This window comes from Methyloceanibacter sp. (assembly GCF_041573655.1).
Classification (GTDB): Bacteria; Pseudomonadota; Alphaproteobacteria; order Rhizobiales; family Methyloligellaceae; genus Methyloceanibacter.
The window spans coordinates 56,072-75,198 of record NZ_JBFFQD010000007.1 but is presented as its reverse complement, the minus strand read 5'-3'; the positions used below and the strand labels follow the sequence as shown (position 1 = coordinate 75,198).

16 protein-coding genes are annotated in these 19,127 nt (G+C 62.8%); 14 read left to right on the top strand and 2 right to left on the bottom strand.

Features of this window, described 5'->3' with window-relative positions:
- Together ABY454_RS03255 and ABY454_RS03250 are read right to left on the bottom strand one after the other, a co-directional pair.
- The coding region (locus ABY454_RS03255; RefSeq protein ID WP_372928741.1) for a hypothetical protein at positions 1–500 on the bottom strand (500 nt) is incomplete at its 3' end.
- Positions 501–904: 404 nt separating this feature from the next.
- Positions 905–2,851: a DUF3604 domain-containing protein gene (locus tag ABY454_RS03250; protein WP_372928740.1), complete on the bottom strand. Its 1,947-nt coding sequence runs from the start codon at positions 2,849–2,851 to the stop codon at positions 905–907.
- 969 nt (positions 2,852–3,820) lie between these two features.
- On the opposite strand from ABY454_RS03250, the gene ABY454_RS03245 reads away from it, so the two are divergent.
- The 14 genes from ABY454_RS03245 to ABY454_RS03180 all read left to right on the top strand — a co-directional run bounded on the left by ABY454_RS03245 (position 3,821) and on the right by ABY454_RS03180 (position 19,122).
- On the top strand, positions 3,821–4,240 hold the full coding sequence (locus ABY454_RS03245; RefSeq protein ID WP_372928739.1) for a DUF3168 domain-containing protein: 420 nt from the start codon (positions 3,821–3,823) through the stop codon (positions 4,238–4,240).
- A 102-nt stretch (positions 4,241–4,342) separates the two neighbouring features.
- Positions 4,343–4,825: a TerB family tellurite resistance protein gene (locus ABY454_RS03240; RefSeq protein ID WP_372928738.1), complete on the top strand. Its 483-nt coding sequence runs from the start codon at positions 4,343–4,345 to the stop codon at positions 4,823–4,825.
- Positions 4,826–5,101: 276 nt separating this feature from the next.
- The gene (locus ABY454_RS03235; protein WP_372928737.1) at positions 5,102–5,365 is read left to right on the top strand and encodes a PepSY domain-containing protein; all 264 of its coding nucleotides are present in this window, start codon (positions 5,102–5,104) and stop codon (positions 5,363–5,365) included.
- Positions 5,366–5,405: 40 nt separating this feature from the next.
- A complete protein-coding gene (locus tag ABY454_RS03230; protein WP_372928736.1) occupies positions 5,406–6,077 on the top strand; it encodes a response regulator transcription factor in 672 nt (223 codons plus the stop codon).
- Entirely contained in the window at positions 6,067–7,428 is a 1,362-nt protein-coding gene (locus ABY454_RS03225) for an ATP-binding protein (protein ID WP_372928735.1), read from the top strand. Before ABY454_RS03230 ends, ABY454_RS03225 begins: the two co-directional genes overlap by 11 nt.
- Before the next feature lie 134 nt (positions 7,429–7,562).
- Positions 7,563–8,027 (top strand): RT0821/Lpp0805 family surface protein, encoded by a 465-nt coding sequence (locus tag ABY454_RS03220; RefSeq protein WP_372928734.1) that lies wholly within the window; start codon positions 7,563–7,565, stop codon positions 8,025–8,027.
- 118 nt (positions 8,028–8,145) lie between these two features.
- Entirely contained in the window at positions 8,146–9,294 is a 1,149-nt protein-coding gene (gene ccmI / locus ABY454_RS03215) for a c-type cytochrome biogenesis protein CcmI (protein ID WP_372928733.1), read from the top strand.
- On the top strand, positions 9,291–9,767 hold the full coding sequence (gene ccmE, locus ABY454_RS03210; RefSeq protein WP_372928732.1) for a cytochrome c maturation protein CcmE: 477 nt from the start codon (positions 9,291–9,293) through the stop codon (positions 9,765–9,767). The genes ccmI and ccmE overlap by 4 nt, the downstream gene beginning before the upstream one ends.
- A complete protein-coding gene (locus ABY454_RS03205) occupies positions 9,767–11,758 on the top strand; it encodes a heme lyase CcmF/NrfE family subunit (RefSeq protein WP_372928731.1) in 1,992 nt (663 codons plus the stop codon). The genes ccmE and ABY454_RS03205 overlap by 1 nt, the downstream gene beginning before the upstream one ends.
- 1 nt (position 11,759) lies before the next feature.
- Entirely contained in the window at positions 11,760–12,239 is a 480-nt protein-coding gene (locus tag ABY454_RS03200; protein ID WP_372928730.1) for a cytochrome c-type biogenesis protein, read from the top strand.
- Positions 12,240–12,433: 194 nt separating this feature from the next.
- Positions 12,434–13,996, top strand: a complete 1,563-nt coding sequence (locus ABY454_RS03195; RefSeq protein ID WP_372928729.1) for a Do family serine endopeptidase — start codon at positions 12,434–12,436, stop codon at positions 13,994–13,996.
- Between the two features lie 101 nt (positions 13,997–14,097).
- On the top strand, positions 14,098–14,778 hold the full coding sequence (locus ABY454_RS03190; RefSeq protein WP_372928728.1) for a response regulator transcription factor: 681 nt from the start codon (positions 14,098–14,100) through the stop codon (positions 14,776–14,778).
- Entirely contained in the window at positions 14,762–16,219 is a 1,458-nt protein-coding gene (locus ABY454_RS03185; protein ID WP_372928727.1) for a sensor histidine kinase, read from the top strand. The genes ABY454_RS03190 and ABY454_RS03185 overlap by 17 nt, the downstream gene beginning before the upstream one ends.
- On the top strand, positions 16,216–19,122 hold the full coding sequence (locus ABY454_RS03180) for a bifunctional [glutamine synthetase] adenylyltransferase/[glutamine synthetase]-adenylyl-L-tyrosine phosphorylase (protein WP_372928726.1): 2,907 nt from the start codon (positions 16,216–16,218) through the stop codon (positions 19,120–19,122). The genes ABY454_RS03185 and ABY454_RS03180 overlap by 4 nt, the downstream gene beginning before the upstream one ends.
- Positions 19,123–19,127 lie beyond the last annotated feature (5 nt).

Genomic DNA, 19,127 nt, shown 5'->3' with positions numbered 1-19,127 from the left:
GTCTCCCCGGGGCGCCTCCGCCCCGAACCTGAAGAGACTTTCATAATGCTGCAACGCTTTGGCGAGGTGCTGCCGGAGTGTGAGGTCAGGTGCGCGCCCGTCTGTGAAGTGGTCTGTATCGTTGCGCCACCCGGGCGATGCACGCCTGCTAAGTCCAAAAAGCGCGTTACAATTGCGTCCTCTGAGGCAAAGTTTTCAATTTCAAGGACAAGGTCGCCGTCCCGCCACGCAAGCAGCGCGTCCGGTTGCCCGTCGGAGCCGCCGAGAAAAACCGCATCGCGCCCGGAGTCGTCGACATCGATGGCCGCAGCGGCAAGCAGCGGATGACTGGTCCCCTTGGACCACCGGTGTGTGAAGGGGGTGGGGATCGACACGAGATTGGGTTTGGCGACGGTCGCAGGGGGCGGGCGAACAGCCTCGGCGGGCACTAGCACGACGTAAGCCCCCGCGACTACGAGAACAAGCACTGCGGTTAGAACAGCCAAGATGTTGCGCCCCATGATTGAGATCCCCCTGATTGTGGGCCTCGTCATCGGTCCCCGCTGAGCGCAATACGTGCTTCTGCGCAGAGCCCAGAACCCGAGACCGGCAATCAGCTTCTCTCATAGCCATCGGAGAGACAATCCAGACCAAGCCATTATCTCTGACTGGCGCGTTGTCCCTTGTCCAGGCAAAGCCATCGCCTGCTGTACTGGTCTGAACATGTCCGCTTAGGGTCAGAAGCGGCCCTTGCGCCTTGGCCAGACCACGTCTGGTTTGGGCCCAAGAGGGGACTTGCTCGGTTTCGGCATAGAGGTCCGCTAAGTGCCAGAAGTGGACATTCACGTGAATCGCAGCGGAGTCTTTCGCAGCAAAAAGGCGGCCCTCAGCGAGCCGCCCTAAAACCTTCTCTAGCATTCGATACTTAGCCCTTAGGCGTGTACCAAATGGGCGACGTGTAGGCGCGTTCTTGGGTGGTCATGGGAACGTCGTCCGACATCTCAACATCGAAGCGCTTGGCGTCATAGGCGGTCCAGCGGGGCGTAGGGATCTCAATCACCCGCGCATAGTAGAACGCACGCTGGTTCGGATCGAAGTCCGGGTCTTCCCAGACAGTGATCAGCTCAGGGGCGCCAATCGTGTTGGTCCAAGTGGCCTTCTCGACATCCACGGTGTCCCCGACTGCCGGCAGCTTGCCGTCGGAACCCGGTTTGCGCGCACCTGACCAGACGACGTCATAGACCTTCTCTTGCGTCTTGCCGTCGGCGTCGAGCCAACCCTTGACGATCTGGATGCGATCGAGATTGGCGCCGATCGGGTCCTTCAGCGCGGCGACAAGGAAGCTTGGAGACTTGCCCTCAGGCGGATTCTCCAGGTCGCCACCCATGGGTACGCCTTTGGCATAACCGATCTCGGCCGGCGTTCGGCTGGTGGCGTCGCTGTCGTTGAAGTCCCAGCCACCGAAGAACCGCAAGCCGATACGCGATCCGGTGGTGCCATAGACCTCCTTACGCTGCATCGCGTCGAAGATGGCGCGCCGCGTATTCTCAGGCGCCCAAACGGCCGCAAGACCCGAGGCCGCCATCTCCCATCCCAAGATTCGGGTCGGGCCGAACTCGCCGACCACGTGCTCCCAGCGGTGCGGCTCCGGTTCGACGCCGGCGTGCTTGCCGAAGAAGTTGTCCTCCTGCGCCGTGGCCAAGGCGGTGTGGCTGTCGGTGGAGCCAACCATGCCGAACTTGTACGGGTTCGTGCCAAGACCGTCCTCAAGCTTCAGCCCGTTCTTCAGAGCCTCGCGCGCATACTCGTATTGCAGCATGTCGTCTTCTTTCGGGACTGGGCCAAGGTTCGACTTGTCCCAGGTCTCGTAGTCCGCGAACTCGTCATTCGGCGACAGGAAGGGATGTGCCTCGCCGTCGCCCTTGATCTGGGTGACCTCGTACATCGGCTCCCATTTCGCCCGGGTCTCGGCATAGTCGCCGGTCAACGGCTTGCCGGTTGCCGGGTTGGTCTCGACAGGAAACATGAGGCCGTTTGAGACGTTGCCGTTATGCGCCAGCGCCAGCACGCGGCCGCCAGTCTTGTCCTCGTAAGCCTCCATCCACTTCCAGAGGTCTTCAGGATTGAAACTGCTCTCCGTGGTGAACGGCAACATCTGCTGCGCGCGGATGGCTCCGTCGCGGTACAGAACGTTGCGGTGCAGATTGTTGCCGCCCTCCGTCGGGGTCCACTCATAGCCAATGATCGTCGTGAACCTGCCAGGCTCGTTGTACTTGTCGGCCGTCTCGAGGTAGTCGTCCCAAACTGTCTGAACGAACCGTGGGTCGAGCGCCGCGGCCGGCATTTTGATCTCGCTGATCCCGGCGAAGGACTCGATCACTTCCATAGTGGCTTGCAGCGCCTCGTCTCCGCCTTCGTTGATACGCTTGTTCCAGTCGCGCAGCTGAGGGTCCCGCATGAGCGTGACGTCACCTGCGACGATCTCATTCATGGCGCCCATGCCGTCGGAGTGATCGGAGACCACGAGCCAATCAAGCGGCCGCGACAGCCGCACATTGAGGCCGTGGCTGGTCTTGATTTCCTCGCCGCGGGCAAAGCGGTAGGCTTGCTCCGGGTCGAGCGTCACACCGAAGGCCCGTGCGTCCAGCGAGTTCGAGGTATGCAGGTGCGTGTCCCCCCAGAGCGGGCGGTTCGGAAACTGGCGCCCTGCATAGGGCGAGAAGTTCTCCCGCTTGAACAAGCCAACATCGCCGGCCGAGAGCGACATCTCGCCGACCTGGCCGCCAACCTTCTCCTCCTCTGCGAGCGCCGAAACGGGGACGACGCAGGATGTCACCGCAAGCAGTGTCAGAATCTTCGGGGTGATGTTCATTGCACCAGTCCTCCCTGACTGTGGCTAGCCCTTTGGCGTGTACCAGATGGGCGACGTGTAGACCTAACGCGGAGCCGGGGGAGCACGCAACTAACCTGGATGCACGACTTTGATGTCGAGAACTCTCTGGAAGGCGATCTCGGCCTGCTCACAATCTTTTTCCCGCTGTCAGGATGCTCCCCGCCGCCCGCCAGTCTCGAGTGATCGGGCGGCAGAGGCACCAACCGGCCGATAGCCAACAAGCTCTCGATGCCCGCTTTGGGTCAAGAGCCAACCTAGCGGCCGGTCCACGGGCACGTCCGCTGAGTGCCAAAAAACGGAAGTCAGGCCCATGTGGTAAGTCCGCTACTTTGCTAAGCCCTCTACCAACGTCCGAGCAATCCGACGTTCACCGTCTGCGACGCGATGCCTACCTTGGCCCAATGGCGCTTCACAGATTCGAGCAGCCCGTGCACTGGTTGGCATAAGTCAACGAGATCTTGCCGCTCTCGCTTCTGCGGGGCTAGCAACCGTAAAGCGAATTGAAGCCTCCCCTGACGTCCGCGGAGCGGCGGACACCTACTGGAAGCTCCAGACGGCTCTGGAGGAAGCGGGTGTGGAATTCATCCCTGCGGACGACGAGATGGGCCCGGGAGTTCGACTTAGGGACAAACGACGAAGGCGAGACCCTTAGAACCGCTAGGTCGCCTTGGCTGCCGTTTTGCAAAATGAACCCAATTGCTGCGAAGCAGCAACGGTAGGTTCCAAAGGCGTGCCGTCTACCGTTCGTGTATCGTCTTCTGCAGCGTATCGCCACTCCAACGTAGCCCGCGACCCCCCTGGCTTTGGCCGATTTTTCGCGCGCGTTTACCGCGCGTTAAGCAAAGTCTCACAAATACTTTACGTGCCGCACTGGCGAGGCGGTAAGAGCGGGCCATTGTATTCGGCGTTCCGGTCCCTACATGTTCGTTAACTGATGGAGGATCGCATATGACGGCCGCGTGTTGGGCGCTCCAACGCAGCATGTACCAGACGCTCTCCAACGCGTCTGAGCTGACGTCGCTTCTTGGCGGCGACGGCATCTATAGCAATCCGCCGCCGGCGGCCGAATTCCCCTTTATCACCATCGGGCAGACCGTGGACCTGGATTGGAGCACGGGCACCGAGGATGGCAACGAACACAGCATCACGCTGCACATCTGGTCGCGCGCTGACAGCGCCATGGAAGTGCACGAAATCACAGAGGTCGTGCGCAATCTGCTGCACGACCAGGCCCTGACGCTCGACGACCACGAACTGGTCAACCTCCGGCACGAGTTCTCGCAAGCGCGAATCGATCCGGACGGTGAAACCCTGCACGGCATCGTGCGCTATCGCGCCGTGACCGAGCCGATGCAGCAAGCAGCTTAGACGCACTACACCCCCAGTACCCAAATGGCAGTGGCCGGGCTTGTCCCGGCCATTGTCGTTTTGTAGGACCTCAGGGCAGAGTTGCTTGCGTGGGAGGACTGGATGTCGTTGTGGACGAAGCTGAAGGATCTCGTCGAGGGGATCGATACGGACGCTGGGCGCGTGAAGGATCTGCGCGGAGAGGAACTGCGGCTAGCGGCGGGCGCGCTTCTGATTGGCGCTGGCGGCATCGACGGGAACTTCGACCCGGACGAGAAGCGGAAGGTCAACGACCTGCTCCAGCGGCGCTTCGATCTTGAGCCCAAGGAAGCGAAGGCGCTGTTTGACGATGCGGCGGCGCAGGAGCGCGATGCGGTGGACCTCTACCGGTTCACCAGCGTGCTCTGCCGCGAGCTCGATCAAGACGGCCGCAAGAGCATTGTCGAGATGTTGTGGGAAGTGGTGATGGCGGACGGCGTCGTGGACGAGTTTGAATCGAACCTCGTCTGGCGCGTCGCCGAGCTGATCGGCGTGTCGACGCGCGACCGCGTGACAATACGCAAGATGGTCGAGGCGCGGCTGGGGATGTCGTCCCAGGCGACCTGACCGGTTTTTTAGCGATGAGATTTTCGAGGGCGGCTTTGGCCTCCCTTTTTTGTTGTTTAAACACGAGGTTTGCAGCTTGCGGTTTGGGGCTTGCGGCGCTCGGCGCCTAGGTGGACGATGCCGCCAAGCCTGCCGCGAGGAAATCCGGTCGCTCGAAAGGTGCTTGACCAACCGTTCATGCGCCGTTCATTGGCGGTCCCTTAGGGTTGCCTCCGAAGAATGGATGTTGGGACTGAGATGGACTGTCGGGTTTTGAAGCCAATTGCCGTCGCGGCGTTGAGCGCGGTCATTCTGTCCGCGGCGGCGCCGCCGGCGCGGGCTGCGTGCGTTCCGTGGAAATCGGCCGGCGCGCTCATCTCGCAGAACTCGCTGGTTCCTGGCAACGTCATCTATCAAAAGGTCCAGTCGAAAACCGGCGGCAAGGTGATCTCCGCCACCCTGTGCCAAAACGGCTCGAACTTTGTTTACAAGGTTGTCGTGCTGGGCAAGAAGGGCAACGTGAAGAACCTCACCATCAACGCCCGCACGGGGCAATTCTAGGAGGCGCGGGAGCGTCTTAAGCTCTAGGGAGGGCACTCGTTTGAGGCTGCTCGTTGTCGAGGACGATCCGGATCTCAACCGTCAACTCGTGACCGCGCTTGGCGAGGCGGGTTACGCTGTCGATACGGCTTTCGACGGCGAGGAAGGGCATTTCCTCGGCGACACCGAGCCCTACGACGCAGTGGTGCTCGACATCGGGCTGCCGAAGAAGGATGGGCTCTCAGTCCTCGAACAATGGCGGCGTGACGACCGCAAGATGCCAGTCTTGATCCTCACCGCGCGCGAGCGGTGGAGCGACAAGGTCGCCGGCATGGACGCCGGCGCCGACGACTACGTGGCCAAGCCCTTCCACATGGAAGAGGTTCTCGCGCGGCTTCGAGCGCTTCTGCGGCGTTCCGCAGGTCACGCCACCAACGAGATGGAATGTGGGTCTCTTCGTCTCGACACCAAGGCCGCGCGGGTCACGGTCGAGGGGCAAGCGATCAAGCTCACCTCGCATGAATACCGCGTCCTCACCTATCTCATGATGCATCGCGACCGGGTCGTGTCGCGAACCGAGCTCGTCGAGCATCTTTACGAGCAGGATTTCGATCGCGACTCGAACACGGTTGAAGTGTTCATCGGGCGTTTGCGCAAAAAGCTTCCCGTCGACATCATCAAGACCGTCCGGGGGCTCGGCTACCGCCTCACGGACAACGCCGATGGGGCCTAAATCTCTCGCCTTTAGGCTTTTTGCCTCGGCCGCGGCATGGACCCTCGTGGTCATCCCCGCCGCTGCCATTCTCCTTGTCTCCCTCTACCGCCAGGCCATCGAACGCAATTTCGATGCGCGCCTGAACGTCTATATGACGAGCCTCGTCGCTTCGAGCACGGCGGAGGGCGGAGACTCCCCCCAAGAGCCCACCAACCTGGGCGCCCCCATTTTTACCATCCCGTTTTCCGGTTGGTACTGGCAGATCAAGCCGCTCAAAGGTTCCGAGCGCCCGCTTTACATTTCGGACTCGCTGCTCGATCAGCAGCTCGATCTGCCGAGCCGCGAAGGGGTTGCTCCGGACGATACTTTGACGCGGCGGAGCTACGCGCCGGGTCCCGACGATCAGAACTTGCGCATTGTCGAGCGGGAGATCAGGCCCGGTGGGTCCGATACCGCGGGTTACTCCTATGCGGTGGCGGGTAATGCCGCCGAGATCGATTCCGATCTGGCCGAGTTCACCACCATGCTCATTCTCGCCTTGGCAATTCTTGGTTTCGGCCTCGTGCTGGCGACGTTCTTCCAGGTGCGCTTCGGTCTCCTTCCGTTGCGCGCCATTCGTCATGACCTCGCCGCGATCCGCTCAGGTGACGCCGAGAGTCTCGAGGGAGAACTTCCCGATGAGATCAGACCTCTGCAAACAGAGCTCAACGCGCTGATTCAGTCGAACCGCGACGTGGTCGACCGTGCCCGCACGCATGTAGGAAACCTGGCGCATGCGCTGAAGACGCCTCTGAGCGTTATCAGCAATGAAGCGCGGTCCCATGGCGGTTTGCTCTCGGACAAGGTGGTTGAGCAGGCGGAGATCATGCGGACGCAGATCACGCACCATCTCGACCGCGCGCGGGTCGCGGCGCGTTCCGGCGTAATCGGGGATGTGACCGACGTTGCGCCGGTGCTGGAAGCGCTGAAGCGCGCGCTCGATCGCATCTACGGTGAGCGCGGCATCAAGCTCGAGGTCCATGCGAGCCCCGATCTGAAGTTTCAGGGCGAGAAGCAGGACCTGGAGGAGATGGCGGGCAACCTCATGGACAATGCCTGCAAGTGGGCGAAGGCCCGCGTGTCCGTCACGGCGGACAGCGGACCAGGGGAAAGTTTGACCGTGACGGTGGACGACGATGGACCCGGTTTGACCAAGGCCGAGCGCGAACGCGCCGTGAAGCGGGGCCAGCGCTTGGACGAAAGCAAGCCTGGCTCTGGCTTGGGTCTTTCAATCGTGGCGGACCTGGCCCATCTCTATAAGGGCCGGTTCGAGCTCGAACCCTCGCCGAACGGGGGCCTTCGGGCGCGCCTAACCCTTCCGGTGGTTTGATTTTATTAAGGCTTCGCTTGCAACCTAATTTGGACAGATTTGTTGTTCTTAACGATCATCTCTCAGTCTAAAATACGAGTATTCAGTCTTTTGCCGAAGATCGATTGGTTCGCTTTGGGCTGAAGGGAAATCCTATGAAACTGAGGCCGACAATCGCGATTGCTCTCGTGCCGCTATTCCTGGCGGCCTGCGGTCCGGGCAACAAGCAAGGCACAGGCACCATTATCGGTGCGGTCGCCGGCGGCGCCGCCGGCGCTGCGATCGGCGGTAGCGACAACCGGATTCCCGGGGTCGCCATCGGCGCCATGGCAGGCGGCATTCTCGGCAATCTGATCGGCGCCGATCTGGACGAGCGTGACCGGCAACTCGCCGCAGCCGCGGAGTACCGGGCGCTGGAATACGGCCAGGTGGGCCAGCCCACGCCGTGGGACAATCCAGCCAACCAGCACCGGGGCCAGATCGTGCCCGGCAAGCCCTACCAACAAAATGGCACCTATTGCCGGCCGTTCACGCACACGATCTATATCAGCGGCTCGCCCGAGACGGCTCGCGGCACGGCCTGCCGTCAGCCCGACGGCACTTGGCGCACCGTCGGCTAACGGCGTTTTTCCATCCTTACGGCGAATTCATCTGCGCGACGATGGCTGGCGCTTGCTCCTGTCAGCGCCATTCCCTATGCCTAGCCTTCTTTTGAGTTCCGAAGATTAGGGCCTTCCCGTGCTGCTTTGGGTCATTCTCGCCGGCCTTACGGCGATCGTGCTGATCTTTCTGCTGCGTCCGCTCGCCGGTGGGGACGAAAGCACGCCTGCGCGCGACTCCTACAACGCCACCGTCTATCGCGATCAGCTTGAGGAGATCGAAGGCGATCTCGCGCGCGGTCTGATCGGCGAGGCGGAGGCGGAGGCGGCGCGTCTGGAAGTGGCGCGGCGGCTGCTTGCGGCGGATGCGGACGCGAAGGGAAAGGGGGGACCGGCCACGACCGGGACATGGCCGCGCGTGGCGCTGATCGCCGTCGCGCTGGCGCTTCCCCTTGCAGTGCTCGGCCTTTACCTCTCTTTCGGCTCTCCCCGTCTTCCCGACCAACCGCTCGCGGCACGCCTCAAGGATCCAGCCTCGGAGAAGAGTGTCGGCGCGCTCGTGGCGCGGGTCGAGGCGCGGTTGCGCGCCCACCCCGAGGAAGGCGAAGGCTGGGACGTGATCGCGCCGGTCTATATGAACGTGCGGCGTTACGGCGACGCCGCCGATGCCTACGAGAACGCCATCCGGCTGCTCGGGCCGTCGGCAAAGCGGCTGTCCGGCTATGGTCAGGCGCGTGTCTTGGAGCAAGGCGGACTCGTCACCGAAGAGGCGCGGGGCGCGTTGGAGCGGGCACTCGGCCTTGACGCGACGCTGGTGGAACCGCGAATCCTCTTGACGATCGCAAAGGAGCAGGACGGTGACTACGCCGCAGCGATCGAGGATTGGCGTGGGCTGTTGAACAGAGACGGCGCGGACGAGCGCTGGCGGTCCATGGTGCGGACGCGCATCGCCAATGCGCAGACTTTGCGGTCCGGCGAAACGCCAGCGGTTGAAGTGCCGACGCCTGCCCCGGGCCCGAGCGCGGCCGACATCGCCGCCGCGCAAAGCATGAGCCAAGCCGACCGACAGTCCATGGTCGAGGGAATGGTGCAACGGCTTGCAACCCGCCTTGAGCAAAACGGCGACGATCTGGCCGGTTGGCTGCGCCTAGTCCGTGCTTATACGGTGCTCGATCAGAAGGACGAGGCGAAGAAGGCCTTGGCGCGCGCGAAAAGCCAGTTTGCCGGCGACGCGAAGGCCATTGAGCAGCTGGATGCGCTCGCGGAGCAGCTTGGGTTAACGTCATGACGAGGAAACAGCGCAGAGGCGTATTGATCGGCACGTGCCTGGTGGTGCTTGGCATCGCCGTCGGGCTCGTGCTCTACGCCATGCGCGACTCCATCGTGTTCTTCTACAGCCCGAGCGATGTGGCCAAGATGGAGGTCACACCCGGACAGCGCTTCCGGCTGGGCGGTCTCGTGGAAACCGGCAGCGTGGTGCGGGATGCAGGCACGACGGTTCGCTTCGCCATCACCGACGGCGCAAAGACCTTGCCCGTCACCTATACGGGCGTGCTGCCGGATCTGTTTCGCGAAGGGCAAGGCGTTGTGACCGAGGGCACGCTGCAGCCGGACGGCGTTTTCCATGCCGATAGTGTGCTGGCAAAGCACGACGAGAACTACATGCCGCCCGAGGTCGCCGCGAAGCTGAAAGAGCAGGGTGTTTGGCGCGACGATTCCAAAACGGACGGCGGCAGCAAATCGGGCGGGGCAGTGAACTGATGATCGCCGAAACGGGACATTACGCACTGATCCTGGCACTTGGCGTTGCCATCGTGCAGGCGGTGTTGCCTGTGATCGGGACCCGCTTTCGCGACCCCCAACTCACCGCCGTAGCGATCCCGGCCTCACAACTTCAGTTCATTCTCATCGTAATTGCCTTCATGGCGCTGACGATCGCATACGTGACGTCGGACTTTTCCGTCCTCAACGTCTGGCAGAATTCGCACTCGGCGAAGCCGCTGCTCTACAAGATCTCGGGAGTGTGGGGGAACCACGAAGGTTCCATGGTCCTTTGGGTGCTGATCCTCGCTTTGTTCGGCGCGGCGGTGGCGACCTTTGGCACAAATTTACCGCGCCAGCTTCAAGCCAATGTGCTTGCAGTGCAGGGTTCGATCGCTGTCGCCTTCCTCCTGTTTATCGTGATCACGTCCAACCCGTTCGTGCGCGTCAATCCGGCGCCGTTCGACGGGCAGGGGCTCAACCCCGTACTGCAGGATCCCGCGCTCGCGATCCATCCGCCGTTTCTCTATGCGGGCTATGTCGGATTCTCTATGGCCTTTTCCTTCGCGGTCGCCGCGCTGATCGACGGGCGCATCGATGCGGCCTGGGCGCGCTGGGTGCGGCCCTGGACGCTCGCCGCCTGGATGTGCCTGACGCTCGGCATCGCTCTTGGCTCGTGGTGGGCCTATTACGAACTCGGCTGGGGCGGCTTCTGGTTCTGGGACCCGGTGGAGAATGCGTCCTTCATGCCGTGGCTCGCCGGCACGGCGCTGCTTCATTCGGCATTGGTGATGGAGAAGCGCGACGCGCTGAAAGTGTGGACCATCCTCCTTGCCATCATCACGTTCTCCTTGAGCCTCATGGGCACCTTCTTGGTGCGGTCGGGCGTGCTCACCTCGGTGCATGCATTTGCCGTCGATCCCGCGCGCGGCGTGTTCATCCTCGGCATCATGGCGGTATTCATTGGCGGTGCCTTCGCGCTGTTCGCCTGGCGAGCGCCGCTGCTGTCGCAAGGCGGGATTTTCGCGCCGATCAGCCGCGAGGGGAGCCTCGTCCTCAACAACCTGCTGCTGACGGTGGCGTGCGCCGCCGTGCTGGTCGGAACGCTCTACCCGTTGGCGCTCGAAGCGCTAACGGGCGAGAAGATCTCCGTCGGCGCGCCGTTCTTTAACCTGACCTTCGTGCCGCTGATCGTGCCGCTGCTGATCGCCGTACCGTTCGGTCCATTGCTGGCCTGGAAGCGGGGCGATCTCTTGGCCGCCGCGCAGCGGCTCTTGGTGGCGGCGATCGTGTCTCTTGCGGCCATTATTCTTACGCTTGCGTTCTACCAGAAGGGCCCGTGGCTGGCGCCGCTCGGCATCGGTCTTGGCGTTTGGCTTTTGATGGGCGCCGCGACCGACATCGCGTTCCGGACGAAGCTGTTCAAGGCCTCTGGCGCGGAGAGTTGGCGTCGTGCTTGGAACTTGCCGCGCGCAGCCTACGGTTCGGCGCTGGCGCATGCGGGGCTCGGGGTGATGGTGCTTGGTCTCGTGGCGACGACTGCGTGGCGCAGTGAGCGCATCGAGGCGTTACAGCCCGGCGGCACGGTGGACATCGCCGGCTATCAGCTCAAATTCGAAGGCGTGGCCCCGCACCAAGGTCCGAACTATCAAGAGAGGATCGGGGTGTTTGCCGTGAGCCGCGGCGGAAGCCCGGTCACCAAGCTCGCGCCGTCGAAGCGCGCCTTCACGGTGGAGAAGAGCGCGACCAGCGAGGCGGGCATTTACAACGGTTGGCGGGGCGACCTCTATGTGGTGCTTGGCGATCCGCTCAAAGACGGCGCCTACAGTGTCAGGGTCTATTTCAATCCGCTCGTGCGCTTTATCTGGATCGGCCCGCTCATCATGTTTTTCGGCGGCGCCCTCTCGCTGTCCGACCGGCGCTTGCGGGTCGGTGCGCCCAAAAAGGCGGGCAAGCGCGCGAAGTCTGCCGCAGTGCCTGCGGAGCGATGACATGACGACACGCGGGCCGCTCTTGGCGTTTCTTCTGTCGCTCGTCGTTGGGCTTTGCTTGACCGTACCGGCCGGCGCGGTCCAACCCGACGAGGTGCTCGACGATCCTGCGCTCGAAGGTAGAGCCCGGGCGCTTTCGGCGGGGTTGCGGTGCCTCGTTTGTCAGAACCAGTCGATCGACGATTCGGATGCGCCGCTCGCCAAGGATTTGCGCGTCCTGGTGCGCGAACGCTTGAAGGCCGGCGACTCGGACGAGGAGATCATCGATTTCGTGGTGTCCCGCTATGGGGAGTTCGTACTGCTGAAGCCGCGTCTGTTGCCCCAGACTTGGGCTTTGTGGTTCGCCACCCCGCTTGTGTTGTTGGTGGCGCTCGGCGTCATTCTGTTCAGCTACCGGCGGCGCAAGGCGCTCGCAAAATCACCTAAGCCATTGACAGCAAATGAAAAACGCCGCCTGAAGCGGCTTGTCAACGAGGACTGACGCGAGCCGGCCGCAGCGCCCTAAGCTCTTCGAAATCAAAGCTTTTCCGGCCTTTGAACCTTACCGAAATTTAATGCCGCCGAAACCGCAGCGTAATTGCGGACTCCCTATATTTCCAACCTAGACGTCGGCCCTTGTCTGATCGGGGGTCGGACACGATCAACGGGATTCTTCCATCTCAGGAGAAGGTGAAAATGAAAACTGACCAGAGCCCTGCCGCGACCGAGAGCCCGCAGTTGCGGAAGCTACCCCGCAAGCCCGCGCTCCTCGCTGCCGCCGCGCTGATCGGCGCCGGCGTGCTCGGGTTGTCGCTCAATCCGAGCGTGCCCTTCGCCGTGGCGGAGACCGCACAGAACACGCAGACCATCGAGACGCCTTTCGGGCGCGCGCCGCTGTCCTTCGCCGACCTCGTCGCTAAGGTGAGCCCCGCCGTGGTCAGCATCAACGTCAAGGGCGACGTCAAGGTTGCCGACAATAACGGGTCGCCTATCCCGGGCATGCCGAACATCCCGGAGGACAATCCGCTCTACGACTTCTTCAAGCAGTTCCGTAAGGGCATGCCGCCTTCGCAGAAGCACACGCCAAGCTTGGCGCAAGGGTCCGGTTTCTTCATCACCGAAGACGGCTTTGTGGTTACGAACAACCACGTGGTCGAGGACGCCAACGACATCACCGTGACGATGGAGGATGGCAAGAAGTTCGACGCCAAGCTTATCGGCACCGACCCGCGCACTGACTTGGCGCTGCTCAAGGTGACTGACAAGACGAGCAATAAGTTTCCGTTCGTCGAGATGTCCGACAACACCCCGCGCGTTGGCGATTGGGTACTTGCCGTCGGCAATCCGTTCGGCCTGGGCGGTACGGTTACAGCTGGCATTATCTCGGCACACAACCGCGACATCGGCTCCGGTCCATACGACTATCTCCAGATCGATGCTGCGGTGAACCGCGGCAACTCCGGTGGGCCGAGCTTCGGTCTTGACGGCAAGGTGGTTGGTGTGAACACCGCCATCTTCTCCCCGTCGGGCGGCAATGTCGGTATCGCGTTTGCCGTTCCGGCAGCGCTCGTCAAGGAAGTGATCGGCGAGCTCAAGGACGACGGTAGCGTCGACCGCGGTTGGCTCGGTGTCGTTATCCAGAACGTCAACGACGATATCGCTGACTCCATCGGCCTCGCGGACCCCAAGGGCGCCATGATCACCAAGGTCACTGAGGACGGTCCGGCTTCCAAAGAGGACATCAAGGCTGGTGACGTCATCGTCGAAGTGAACGGCAACGAGGTAAAGGACTCTCGCGATCTTGCGCGCAAGATTGCTGAGCTCGATCCCGACACCAAGGTCAATCTGTCCATCGTCCGCTACGGCGACAAGCGCGAGGTCGACATGCAGCTTGGCTCGTTCCCGAGCAACAAGAAGCTGGCGGCGCTCAAGAAGGATGAGCCCGAAGACCTGAGCGAGCAGATGAAGGACCTTGGCCTATCGCTGGCGCCTGCGGTGAAGATCCCCGGCGCTGGTAAGAAGGGCGTCGTCATCACCGAGGTCGATCCCGATAGCGATGCCGCCGACAAAGGCTTGGAGGCTGGTCAGATCATCCTTCAGGTGGCGGGCGTGGATGTCTCTGACCCCGACGACGTGGCCGAGGGCATCAAGAAGGCCATGGAAGCTGCTAAGGGCGACAAGGACACCGTCAAGGTGCTCATGCAAGTGAAGACCGGCGATCAGACGCGCTTCGTGGCGCTTTCGCTGAAGAAGGCTTAAAACCAGCCTTCTTTCGCCGGAGGGCGGCGCGGTTTCCCCCCGACTGCGCCGCCCACCATTTCTTCTCAACGTAACGTCGTTGCCCAGGGAGGCCTCAAGACATGCGCGTTCTAGTGATCGAGGACGATCAGGAGACCGCAGCCTTCCTCAAGCGGGCGCTTAAGGAGTCTGGCCATGTCGCCGAACACGCGGCGGACGGTCAAGCCGGGCTCGATCTTGCCAGAACCAACGCCTACGACGTTCTGATCGTCGACCGCATGCTTCCCAAATGCGATGGCCTTGGTGTGATCAAGACGCTGCGGGCCGAGGAAGTCAGCACGCCAGTTTTGATCCTCTCCGCGCTCGGCGAAGTCGATGATCGGGTCAAGGGCCTGCGCGCAGGCGGCGACGATTATCTTACCAAGCCTTATGCCTTTAGCGAGCTCCTGGCGCGTATCGAGGTGCTGGCCCGCCGGACCTCTCCGGAGGAAAGCTCAACGCGCCTCGCGGTCGGCGATCTCGTGCTCGACCGGCTGTCCCACAAGGTAACGCGGGCCGGCGAGGCCATTACTTTGCAGCCGCGCGAATTCCGTCTGCTGGAGTACTTGATGAAGCACGCAGGGCAGGTGGTGACGCGCACAATGCTGCTGGAGAATGTGTGGGACTACCACTTCGATCCGCAGACCAATGTCATCGACGTCCACATCTCGCGGCTCCGGTCGAAGATCGACAAGAGCTTCGGCGAGCCCCTCCTGCACACCGTCCGCGGCGCTGGATACACCATCCGTGACGGCGCTCACTAAGCTCTTCCGCACGACGACCTTCCGGCTCTCGCTGACGTATCTTGCGCTGTTCAGCGCCGCCGCCGTGGTGGCGATCGTGTATCTGTATTGGAACACGACGGTGCTGCTGACGCGGCAGCTCAATCAGACCATCGATGCGGAGTTGACGGGGCTTGCCGAGCAGTATCGCGCCGGCGGGCTCGATCAGCTAGTGCGGATCGTTGCCGAGCGCAGCCGTACGCCGGGCAACAGCCTTTATCTCGTCGCCGATGGGGACGGGAAGCAGCTTGCCGGAAACTTGAGCGCAGTGTCGCCGCAGCTCTGGGACAGTTTGGGTCCTGTGGAGTTCTTCTACACGCGCCCGGCGCCCGGTGGCGTGGAACGGCGGCTTGCCTTTGCCAACGTCTTTCGTTTGCCTGGCAAGCACAGGCTGATCGTCGGTCGCGACATCGAGGATCGGCGCGAGCTTGCGCGTCTCATCCGCACGACGATGTTGTGGGGGCTCGGCGTCATGGCGCTGGTCGGTATCGGCGGCGGCTATTGGGTGAGTCGGAGGTTGCTGACGCGAATCGACAACCTCTCGGCGACCACGCGCACGATCATGGAAGGCGACTTGTCGGGGCGGCTACCGATCAGCGGCTCAGGCGATGAGCTCGATCGGCTGGCGCAGAACCTCAACCTCATGCTGGGACGAATCGAGCAATTGATGGCGGGGTTGCGCGAAGTCTCCGACAATATCGCGCACGACCTGAAGACGCCGCTGAACCGGTTGCGCAACCGTGTCGAGGAGGCGTTGCGCGAGCCTTATGAGGAGGCGACCTACAGGGAGGCGTTGGAGCGCACCATCGAAGAGGCCGACGATCTCATCAAGACATTCAACGCGCTGCTCTCCATTGCCCGGCTTGAGGCGGGCGCCGCCGGCGACAATCGCGACAAGCTCGATCTTGCAGTGCTGGTGAGCGACGTCGCGGAGCTTTACGAGCCGGTGGCGGAGGAACGGGGCATCGCCCTCGAGGCGGAGGTCGAGGCGCCGATCGTCATTCGCGGTGACCGGCAGCTGCTTGGACAGGCCATCGCGAACCTTATCGACAATGCGCTCAAATATGGCGCGCCCTCCGCGCAAGGGGGCAATGGCTACGCGCCGGAGGTGGGCGTGCAGGCACAAATGGACGGTGACACAGTGGAGATTACCGTGAGCGATCGCGGGCCTGGCGTGCCGGCGGCCGAACGCGAGCGTGTCCTCGGACGGTTTGTGCGGCTCGAGGAAAGCCGGTCGGAACCTGGGAGCGGACTTGGCTTGAGCCTTGTCGCGGCGGTGGCAAGGTTGCATGGTGGCGTCCTGAGGCTTGAGGACAACGATCCCGGCCTCCGCGTCGTCCTCGTTCTGCCCCTGGAGGGAGACGCGCTCGTCAACGGGGCGGTCACTGAGCCGTCCACGGGAGCTGAGCCGAGGCCCACGTGACGGCGTTTGCCGACCGCATTACCGAATGCCCTGAAATTTATGACGCGGCCCGCGGCACCGATGTGTTGGACGGCGTTCTTACATCTTTGCGCGAGACGCCGGGGCTCGAGGCCGCGGCCGACATTGCTGCATCGCCAAAGCTCAAGGCCTTGCTGGAGGCTGTCTTCTCCGCGGCGCCTTATCTCGCGGCCCTTTCCACGCGCGCGCCGGAACTCCTGGCCGACTGCCTCACGCGCGATTGCGACACGCATCTGAGTGAGGCGGGCGCCGCGCTTTCTGTCGACGTGGCAAGCGCGCCCGGCGCCAAGGAGGTTATGGCACTGCTGCGCCGGTACAAGCAGCGCAGCGCGCTGCTGACGGCGCTCGCCGATCTCGGGGGCGTGTGGTCGACAGAGACGACGTTGAAGGCGCTCAGCGAGGCCGCGGACGTGACCGTGCATGCCGCCGTCGCATATCTGTTCCGCAAAGCCCATGAGGCGGGTGAAATCTCCTCGCCGGACCCGCGCGGGTATTTCATCATCGCCATGGGCAAGCTCGGCGCGATGGAGCTCAACTATTCGAGCGACATCGACTTTATGGTGTTTTACGATGCTGAACGCGCCGGGCTCACCGACGGCGCCGAGCCGTCACGGTTCTTCGTTAAGCTGACGCGCGAACTTGTGCGGCTCGTCCAAGAGGGTACGGCGGACGGCTATGCCTACCGCACTGACTTGCGGCTGAGGCCCGATCCGGGCGCCACGCAGATTGCGCTCTCGACGGAGGCGGGGCTCACCTATTACGAGAGCTTCGGCCAGAACTGGGAGCGGGCGGCGCTGATCAAGGCACGCATCATGGCAGGCGATGCTGTGCTCGGCGAAGACTTCCTCGACCAGCTTTCGCCCTTCATCTGGCGCAAATATTTGGATTTCGCGGCTGTCTCCGACATCCACGCTATGAAGCGGCGCGTGCATGCCCACAAAGGCCATGGTGCCATCGCCGTTGCCGGTCACGACATTAAACTTGGCCGCGGCGGGATTCGCGATATCGAGTTCTTTGCCCAGACCCAGCAGTTGATCGCCGGCGGCCGTCACCCCGAGCTTCGTACGCGCGGCACGCTTGAAACCTTGGCGGGCCTCGCAGAGGGGCAGTGGATCGAGAAACAAGCGGCTGAAGACCTGACGGCGGCCTATCTGTTATTTCGCCGTATCGAGAACCGGCTGCAGATGGTTGGCGATCAGCAGACGCACATCATTCCAAGCGATCCGGCAGAACTCGATCGCGTTGCACGGCTGTCTGGGTTCGATGTCACAGAAGACTTTGGCGATGCGCTTTTGACCCAGTTCAAACTGGTCGAGGCGCATTACGGCGCGCTGTTCGAGAAGATCCCCGAGCCCGCGACGTCGGCGCCGGGAATCGTCGTTGCCGACGACACTGATCCAGGTGCGCTTGCGAGCCTCGAAGAGCTCGGCTTTACCAACCCGGCTGCGGCGGTGTCTGCCATCCAGGCTTGGCAATCCGGGCGCTATGCTGCAACGCGCAGCGCCAAGTCCCGCGAAAGGCTGACCAAGTTTCTCCCGCATCTGCTCGAAGCGTTCAGCCGCACCGCCGAGCCGGACCTCGCGCTCGCCACCTTCGATAAGGTCATTGCGCGTTTGCCGGCGGGGCTTCAACTGTTCTCGCTGTTCGCGGCCAATCCGAGTCTCCTACGTCTCGTCGCGGACATCATGGGCACGGCGCCGCGTCTCGCCAGGATCATCGGGAGGCGTCCGAGGCTCCTCGATGTGGTCCTCGATCCGGGTTTCTTTGGCGCGGTGCCCACCGAGCCGGAACTCAAGGACATCGTCAGCGGCGCCATCGGGCAAGCCGCCGATTATCAAGACGCGCTAGACCTTGCGCGCGTTGTCGGCCGTGAGCAGGGATTCCTTATCGGCGTTCGGGTGATGTCCGGCACCATCTCGGCGCGGCAGGCGGGCGCCGCCTATGCGGCGCTGGCCGAAACGCTGATCGAGGTTCTTTCGGATCGTGTGGCAGACGAGCTTGTGCTCCAACACGGGCACATGCCGGGCGGCGAGACGGCGGTTATTGCCATGGGCAAGCTTGGAGGGAACGAGATGTCGGCCGCATCCGACCTCGATCTCATTACCGTTTACGACTTTGACGATGGCGACAAGCAGTCTGACGGCGCGAGAAGTCTGCCGGGGACGCAGTACTACACGCGCTATACGCAGCGTCTGATTGCAGCACTTTCGGCCCCGACAGCGGAGGGATCGCTCTACGAAGTTGACATGCGGCTGCGTCCTTCGGGAAGTCAGGGGCCCGTCGCCACAAAGCTGTCAGGCTTCATCGACTATCAGGAGAAGTCCGCGTGGACCTGGGAGCACCTGGCGTTGACGCGCGCGCGCGTGGTCACGGGCCCTGCCGCCTTACGCAAGGCGATCGACGACACCATCGGACAAGTCCTGACCCGGCCGCGGGACCGTGTCGCGGTGGCCGCCGAGGTCCAGACCATGCGGGGCAAGATCGCGCAGGAAAAGGGAACGGCCGACATCTGGAGCCTCAAACAGGTGCGCGGCGGGCTGATCGATCTGGAGTTCATCGCTCAGTTCCTGCAGCTCATTAACGCTGCGGAGCGTCCAGACGTTCTCGATCAGAACACGGAGACGGCCCTGACCAAGCTTTCGGACGCAGGCGTCCTGTCGCCGGACGACGCCGAGATCCTGATCCCGGCGGCGCGTCTGTATTTCACGCTGACACAGGTCTTGCGGCTTTGCCTGGACAAGCCCTTCGTGGCAGCCGACGCACCGCTCGCTCTGCGCGAGCTTCTGGCGCGCGCGACCGAGACGCCGGATTTCGATGCGCTGGAGGTCAGGCTGAAGGACACGCTCGCGGCCGTGCACGCGGCGTTCGATCGCATTATCGCGTAAGGACG